The 5,505-nt window shown below is 37.4% G+C and carries 5 protein-coding genes; 3 read left to right on the forward strand and 2 right to left on the reverse strand.

The genetic code is table 11. The features are described 5' to 3' along the window. The first annotated feature begins 378 nt into the window (after window positions 1-378). The 3 genes from COV52_10405 to COV52_10415 are packed head-to-tail and all read left to right on the forward strand — an operon-like array spanning window position 379 to window position 3,881. Window positions 379-1,455, forward strand: a complete 1,077-nt coding sequence (locus COV52_10405; protein ID PIR10107.1) for a hypothetical protein — start codon at window positions 379-381, stop codon at window positions 1,453-1,455. A 12-nt stretch (window positions 1,456-1,467) separates the two neighbouring features. Continuing rightward, window positions 1,468-2,664, forward strand: coding sequence for a hypothetical protein (locus tag COV52_10410; protein PIR10108.1), 1,197 nt, complete (start codon window positions 1,468-1,470; stop codon window positions 2,662-2,664). Continuing rightward, entirely contained in the window at window positions 2,661-3,881 is a 1,221-nt protein-coding gene (locus tag COV52_10415) for an integrase (protein ID PIR10109.1), read from the forward strand. The genes COV52_10410 and COV52_10415 overlap by 4 nt, the downstream gene beginning before the upstream one ends. A 74-nt stretch (window positions 3,882-3,955) precedes the next feature. On the opposite strand, the gene COV52_10420 is transcribed toward COV52_10415, so the two are convergent. Further along, window positions 3,956-4,576, reverse strand: coding sequence for a homoserine lactone transporter (locus COV52_10420; GenBank protein PIR10110.1), 621 nt, complete (start codon window positions 4,574-4,576; stop codon window positions 3,956-3,958). 95 nt (window positions 4,577-4,671) lie between these two features. Then, on the reverse strand, window positions 4,672-5,385 hold the full coding sequence (locus COV52_10425; GenBank protein PIR10111.1) for a hypothetical protein: 714 nt from the start codon (window positions 5,383-5,385) through the stop codon (window positions 4,672-4,674). Between the last annotated feature and the right edge of the window lie 120 nt (window positions 5,386-5,505).

A 5,505-nucleotide genomic window follows, 5' to 3' on the forward strand; every position in this document is an offset into this window, starting at 1 on the left:
GACAGAATTGCCAAGCTGCGAAACCGTTGAGCAATACGAAGCTCTGTTACCCTTTAATTTTAAAGACCAGAAAAATTAATGCCCGTAAACCGGGTGCGTAATTTACCGCTTACGCTTATCCAATATATGAAGGATATCGTTATTGAGTGCAAAATAAATCGTTTGTTCATCCGCGTTGAATTTTGGTGGTGAATCAAAGCGCTTTTGCTCTGAAGGGGATAAAATAACAAGCTTAGTCATCTGACACCTTGGTTGTTAAACTGAATTTTCCAAGTTTGGCATGATAGAGCATTTCTTTAGGATTGACAATAGTGGTGATTACCACGATAATCACCTTATATATTTTAGCGCAAGAGGGCGCTTAATCAGGGATTCATTATGCCAAAATCACCGAAAGAAATTAAGCAGAAATTAACAGAACAAAGTATTGTTCTCAATTTAAATAATGAAGAATACAAAGGGCTTTTAAATGAATTAAAAAGTAAGATCCGTAATGCAAGACTAAAAGCCGCTCTGGCCGTGAATCACGAGGTGATTAGTTTATATTGGCATATTGGTCAACAGATCATTATACGCCAAAATTGGGGCAGCAAACTGGTCGAAACCTTATCAAAGGACCTACAAAACGCCTTCCCTGAAACGACTGGTTTCTCAGTGAGAAATCTACAAAGAATGCGTCAATTTGCTACATATTACCCTGAGTTCGAAATTATGCCACAAGCTGTGGCACAATTGCCGTGGGGTCATATTTCTGTTTTAATTCATAAGGTTAAAGATGACACCATTCGTTGTTGGTACGCTGAACAAGCCATTGAGCAAGGCTGGTCACGACCAACATTAGAACGCTATCTAAAAGAGGAACTCTATCAGCGGCAAGCGATTTCATCGACGAAGGCTTCTAATTATCTAGCTCGACTACCCTCCCCGCAATCTATGTTAGCTCAGGAATTACTCAAGCAGCCTTATAACTTCGATTTTCTGGGATTGCATGACGAAGCGCATGAGCGAGAAATTGAGCATGCATCCATTCAACACATTACTAAGTTTATGTTAGAGCTTGGTAAAGGATTTGCATTTGTAGGCTCACAAGTGCCTATCACGATTCATGATGATCAATTTTTTATCGATATGCTTTTTTATAATTTGCATTTGAGGTGCTTCACCGTTATTGAATTCAAAGCCACCAAATTTAAACCAGAGCACGCAGGTCAGTTAAACTTTTACCTGAGTGCTGTTGATGATTTAATGAAGCATAAGGAGGATAATCCAAGCATTGGTTTATTGCTTTGTAAATCACGAAATAAAATTGTAGCTGAATATGCGTTGAAAGATATTCAAAAACCAATAGGTGTTTCTGAATATCAATTAACGCGAGCCATCCCTGACAATCTACAAAAAGACTTGCCTTCTGTTGAAGAAATTGAAGCAGAATTAAATGAATTAGAAGATGATTGACAGGTCAACAATATGCGTCAACAATTAATAACCTTTCGTGAATTCAAATTGATGAGCCTAACAATTTTGTTGGCTATTTGTGGTTCGTTGGGTGTAGATATTCATCTTGCATCATTACCTCACATCATGACTTACATGCATACCACAAGACCGCATATGCAGCAATCCGTGACCTTCTTTATCCTTGGTGTTGGTTTAAGTATGTTGGTCTATGGACCATTATCTGACAAAGTAGGTCGTAAACCCGTTGTGATCTTCGGATTATGTTTGGCTTGTATTGCAAGTTATTCTGCCGCATTTGTTCAAAGTATCATGCCATTTTTGATTTTAAGAATTCTGCAAGGAGTTGGTAGCGGTGTATGCTGGGGATTGGGTCGCATTATCGCAGCAGATGTCATGCATGGTGAACGTCTGGCAGCCATTGGTTCTTACTTTACTTTGTTTTTAAGCTTATCTCCATTGTTAGCGCCCGCTTTGGGCGGTTATATTCAGCACTGGTTTGGTTGGCAGGCTAATTTTATTCTGCTTGGCAGTATTATTTTATTTGCACTCATATTTTTTATTTTATTTTTTGAAGAAACAAATAAACACAGACGCCCTGAAGCTTTTGCCTTATTTTCGCTCGTTAAGACGTATGCGTCATTTTTTCAAAACCGTTTATTCATTGGGTGTGCTCTACTGACTGGCATTGCGATGTCAGCAAATATATTTTATACCACTATAAGTTCCTTTATTTTTCAAAATCAATTTCACACAACGCCAATCGTATTTGGTTGGTTAACAGCTGTTGTTGGTGCGGCTGGGGTTATTGGAAAATTGTTTTCACCGTTTTTTATTTTACGACTCAAAAATCAAAAAACACTATTTCTTGGAATTGCACTCTTGTTATCGAGTGGTATCTTTTTATCAATTTTTACGTTTTCCGGCTATATCAGTATTGCTACTGTTTTAGCTGGCGTTTCAATCGCCATATTTGCGCTGGTATTTATAGGTAGTATCACGATGGCTATGGCACTTAGTCCGTTTCACGATAAACGTGGAAGCGCGGGGGCTTTATTCGGATCTTTTCAGTTGCTTATTTCTTTTGCCTTTAGCGCTATCGTTGCTACCTTCCCCCACCTAGGAACCAATACGTTAGCAGGTGCTTATGTTGTTTTGGGCTTATTAGGATTTGTTTGCTATTTTGGTTTAGTGAGAAATGCTAGATGAAAATAATCCCTCTACCAATATTTGACTCTATTGAAAATATCACTGATGAAAATGACTATTCTTATCTCAAAGAAGGCTATGATTTAAATGATATTAAAATCGCAACAAAATTTTTAAAATCTTACAAAGGCAGTCAAGGGACTTTTAATTCATATCGTCGTGAAATTGAACGACTCATTCATTGGTGCGTGTTGATTACTAATAAATCATTAAAAGAATTAAAGCGTGATGACATGGAAAATTTTATTCATTTCTGTCAAAAACCACCTAAATCATGGATAGGAAAAACAAAGCCGCCTCGATTTCTTGTTAAAGATGGTATACGCATTCCTAATACTAAATGGAGACCATTTATTGTTAAGCTTTCCAAAATAGAGCGTCGCAAAGGTATGGACTTAGACAAAAACAATTTTGAACTTTCACATGGGTCTCTGCGAGAGTCATTTGCTATATTAAGTAGTTTTTTTAACTATTTATTGCAAGAGGAATATGTTCCTGTAAACCCTGTCGCCATTATCAGGCAAAAAAGTAAATTCATACGAAAAACACAGGGGCAACCTAAAATTAGGCGATTATCAGAATTGCAGTGGCAATATGTAATTAAAACAGCAAAAAGCTTGGCAGAGCTTGATGCTGATGTTCATGAGCGTACACTATTTATTATGTCAGTTTTATATTCCATGTATCTTAGAATTTCAGAGCTTACTGCGAGTGAACGTTGGCAGCCGCAGATGAATCATTTCCATCGTGATAGCGACGGTAATTGGTGGTTCACGACTGTAGGAAAAGGTAACAAAGAACGTCAAATTGCAGTAAGCAATGCCATGTTAAAAGCACTAAAACGCTGGCGGAAACATCTGGGATTATCTGTACTACCCTCACCTGCCGATCAATCACCTTTGCTTCCAAAAACTAAAGGCAGCGGACCAATTAAAAGTACAAATTATATAAGAAAAATTGTGCAATACTGCTTTGATCAAACTATCGATCAACTTGATCAAGATGGGTTTTCTGAAGAATCTGAATCATTAAATGAAGCAACAGTACACTGGTTAAGGCATACAGGTATTTCAGATGATGTTAAAATTCGGCCTCGTGAGCATGTTCGTGATGATGCAGGACATAGTTCTAGCGCGATTACTGACCGTTATATTGATATCGAGCTGAGAGAACGTCATCGTAGTGCTAAAAAGAAAACAATTTCTGATGAAGATTAGGTTAATTGTTGTGCGACGAGTGACACTTTTGGACCGCTTTTGGAGTTTGACCCATAAGTGCAACTACTGATACTTTATTCAAACGCTACCTTTAAACCAAGTGCAATCAAGATCATTCCGGCGACTCTAGCTTGTATTTGCTTAATTTTCTGATTTTTTAATAAGACGGATTTTAATTTATGGCTAAAAAGAACGACTGCGCTATTAACACATGTGCCGCTTACAATAAAAATCAACCCTAACAAAGCAAACTGACAAAACAAGCCTCCATTTTCCGGCTGTACGAACTGAGGTAAAAAGGCGATAAAAAATACCAAAATTTTTGGATTTAATACATTCGTAACAAATCCATCAAGGAAAAGCTTGCCAGCACTTATACTGGCTAGATTTTTCGAGTTGATTACCATATTGTCTTTTTGTTTAAATAATTTAATTCCGAGATAAACTAAGTAAATGGCGCCCATAAATTTTATGGTATTAAACAAAATGTGAGACTGAATCATTATCGCCGATAAACCAGAGGCAACAACGAGAGTATAAACTAATAATCCCACAGATATTCCCGCGACTGAATAGAGCCCGCCGCGCAAATGATACGCCAAGGTTCGAGAGATAATAAAAAGCATATCTTGCCCCGGAAGAATGTTTAGCATTAAAGAAGCTAAAATAAACAAAAAGATCGTGTGAGCATTCATCTTACTCCTCCTTTTCTTAGTTCATCCCGCGCTTCCATAACAATCGAGTCTTTATGCATCTCTATAAACAAAGCCACTTTTGGATACTTGAGCCCCTACTTTCGATAGGCATCATCTTTTGAGATAGAGAGTTTATGATTTTGAGCTTCAAGCGCCAAAATAAACGGTTTGTACCCATCAGTGTTTACAATATTCCAAGCTTTTGTATAAGCTTTATCCGGCAAACTCTGATCCATGGCTATGATTGCTTTGAGCTCTTTCTTTTGGCCTAGCTTCAAATAAACCGCTTTTTGTATAGCAAATAAAAACAAATGTTGTCTGACCACCCAAGATAAATGGGCGTATTTTTTTAATGGCCCTGCGTATGGAGGTGTCCGTCCATCAAGATATACATGCAAAAGTTCATGGTAAATAATACTTAATGTCACAGGTAATGATAATGGCTTTTTAATAAAACTTTTCAAAGAGTAGCGCATGTTGACTAAAAGAGGCTGGCTCATTGAGGGAAAATTACATAAGGTGAGCGAAACGAGATAGCTTGGCATACGAAACGGCATATGAACAAGGTTTTGCGTTGTATTTAGTAACTTTACACCTTCTTGATTCCATGCTTGTTGAATACTGGGCAATCGTTGCAATAATTCATTTCGCCAGACTGGCTTAATGTTATAATGCATTTTATTAGTACAGACCATATCAAAGATTTTTGCATATTGAATCCGAACTTCTGGAGTTGCAGGTGCTGCTTCTACACCATTGCTATAAAAACCAATTAAGCATATAGAAAAAATCAAAAGCCATTTTGTCATAGCATCAACCCTAATTATTTACAATATCCAACTTTGTCAGAATACGTGCTTCTCAGTCAAATTAGTTCCATAGTGTTCTAACACTTGGCAGATTCTAATATTATGCTCCGTAAACCAGCG

This window comes from Gammaproteobacteria bacterium CG11_big_fil_rev_8_21_14_0_20_46_22 (genome assembly GCA_002796245.1).
Lineage (GTDB): Bacteria > Pseudomonadota > Gammaproteobacteria > UBA12402 > UBA12402 > 1-14-0-20-46-22.